Origin of the sequence: Halobacillus sp. BBL2006 (genome assembly GCF_000786645.1) — a bacterium.
Lineage (GTDB): Bacteria > Bacillota > Bacilli > Bacillales > Halobacillaceae > Halobacillus.
The window spans coordinates 1-2,692 of sequence record NZ_JRNX01000094.1; the positions used below are offsets into that span (position 1 = coordinate 1).

At 41.8% G+C, this 2,692-nt stretch carries 1 protein-coding gene; it reads right to left on the reverse strand.

The genetic code is table 11. The annotated features are described in order from the left end of the window. Positions 1–280 precede the first annotated feature (280 nt). On the reverse strand, positions 281–2,239 hold the full coding sequence (gene metG / locus LD39_RS03545) for a methionine--tRNA ligase (protein WP_035542962.1): 1,959 nt from the start codon (positions 2,237–2,239) through the stop codon (positions 281–283). Positions 2,240–2,692 lie beyond the last annotated feature (453 nt).

Below are 2,692 nucleotides of genomic sequence, written 5' to 3' on the forward strand. Positions count from 1 at the left end.
CAATTTCCCTTCCCTCCTTCTGCTTGACTGGAAAACGGAAACGCCTTAAAAGTAGTTTTTTCAATACAGTCTGATGTGGAAGAGGCCCTTAGCTTCATGACAGCGGGGCTAGCGGGGAAACGGCGAGACCCCACAAGGAGCAAAGCGACTGAGGAGGCTTGTCAGTTCCTCCGCAGGAAAGCGAGTCGTTTCACTGCTAGACCCAGTTCGTAAAGTAATTAAGGGAAGTATTACAAAGCTATAAAAAGGGGAAAGCACATCTGCTTCCCCTTTGTAATTTTTATTTAACTTTCGTTCCGTTACTTAATGATTGATCAATAGATGCTAAAGCAAGTTTGCCGTTTTCATCTTCGCCAGCGAGAATCATTCCTTGAGATAGCTCTCCACGGAGTTTCACGGGTTTCAGATTCGTAATACAAATTACTTTCTTACCAACAAGTTCTTCAGCTGTATAATGTTTAGCTATCCCTGAAACCACCTGACGCTGTTCTTCATCACCGAGATCCAGCTGAATCTTCAGCAGCTTGTCGGCTTTCTTCACCTTGTCCACTTTCACAACTTCTGCAACTCGGAAATCAAGCTTCATAAAGTCATCAATTGTAACTTCTTCCGCTTTCTTTTCTTCTTTCTTCTTCTCTTCTTTTTGAGGAGCGGGCTTCTTCATCATGTCCTTGATGATCTGCGTCTCTTCTTCAGCGTCTAGACGCGGGAAGATCGGATCATCTTTTTGAACGTGATTTCCTGAAGGGATGGCTCCGAATTGAGCCAGGCTGTCCCATGATTTCTGTTCACTTGCAGATACTCCCAATTGGCTGAAAATCCGCTCTGGTGTTTGAGTTAAGAACGGTTGAAGCATGACAGCGATCTGACGCAGTGACTCAGCTAAGTGTGCCATGACGTTGCCTAAGCGTTCTTTCTGATTTTCATCCTTAGCCAATACCCAAGGTTGTGTTTCATCAATATATTTGTTGGTGCGACTGACAAATTTCCATAAGTCAGCCAGCGCCACAGAAAACTCCATGTTCTCAAGCGATTGTTCGACAGATTGACGTGTGTCTTGTGCCAATTTTTCCAAGTTCTCATCGTACTCTGATTCACTTAACTTGACCTCAGGAATTTGTCCGTCGAAATATTTGCTGATCATCGCAACCGTACGATTAAGCAGATTACCTAGATCGTTCGCCAAGTCGTAGTTTGTGCGTTCTACGAAAGCTTCAGGTGTAAAAACGCCGTCAGAACCGAATGGAACTTCACGCAGCAAGTAATAGCGGAGAGCGTCCAGACCGTAACGATCACTCAACTGAACGGGATCGACGACGTTACCTTTAGATTTGGACATTTTTCCGTCCTTCATCAAAATCCATCCGTGGGCAAATACTTGTTTCGGTAACGGAAGATCAAGCGCCATCAACATAATTGGCCAGTATATCGTGTGGAAGCGTACAATTTCTTTCCCTACCAGTTGAACATCTGCCGGCCAGAATTTTTGGTAACGTGAATCGTCATCAGAGTCGTAACCGAGCGCCGTAATATAGTTACTTAAAGCATCGATCCATACGTAGATGACGTGCTTCTCATTTCCAGGAACTCCAACTCCCCAGTCAAATGTAGTCCGCGATACCGCCAGATCTTCAAGACCTGGTTTAATGAAGTTGTTGATCATTTCATTTTTTCGGCTTTCCGGTTGAATAAATGTAGGATTCTTTTCATAAAACTCAAGAAGCTGGTCGACATAATTACTCATTTTGAAGAAGTAAGATTCTTCTTTAACCTTCTCGACAGGTCCGCCACAATCCGGGCAATGCCCTTCATCGAGTTGGCGCTCTGTGAAAAAGGATTCACAGGACGTACAATACCAGCCCTCATATTCATCTAAGTAAATATCGCCTTTTTCCATCAAGTAGTCAAAAATCTTAGCCACTACTTGCTTATGGCGATCTTGAGTCGTACGGATGAAGTCATCGTAAGAAATATCTAATTTATCCCATAGTTCTTTAATTCCGCTGACGATCTCATCGACATACTCTTGAGGGGCTACTCCTTTTTCCTCTGCTTTACGTTGAATTTTCTGACCGTGCTCATCCGTCCCAGTCAGATACATCACTTCATACCCTCTCAAACGTTTATATCGAGCCATAGCATCACCAGCTACAGTCGTATAGGCATGCCCTATATGCAAATTCCCGCTTGGATAATAAATCGGGGTCGTAATGTAAAAAGTATTCTTTTCCTCAGGCATCGTTTTCCCTCCTCATAAATTCCATACAATGAATCCATTGCTTAGTTCATAATGATTATTGTATCATTCTATCGATTTATTTTCTGTATTTCCATTCCTAACATTAAAATATACCGAAAATTAAGTAAAACTGTCAAAAACGACGAATATTTACATTTAACATATGTAAATACTCTGGTAAAATAATATGTAATCTATAGATGGATTTTTCAACCATTTATGGAATGCCCACTATAATGAACCATACCAGATACCGGCCTGTAAATGTTGTCACTTTCCACATACCTTTATACCCCTATAGGTATAGGGTTCTGGAAATAAAAAGAGAGTTTAAAGAATTGACACGTCTGGGAATGGTTGGTACTATTATGTCGAGACATATGTCGAAAGATGACGAAAATACTTTTGATTGAGGGGAGACAGAAAAATGAAATCTACAGGTATCGTACGTAA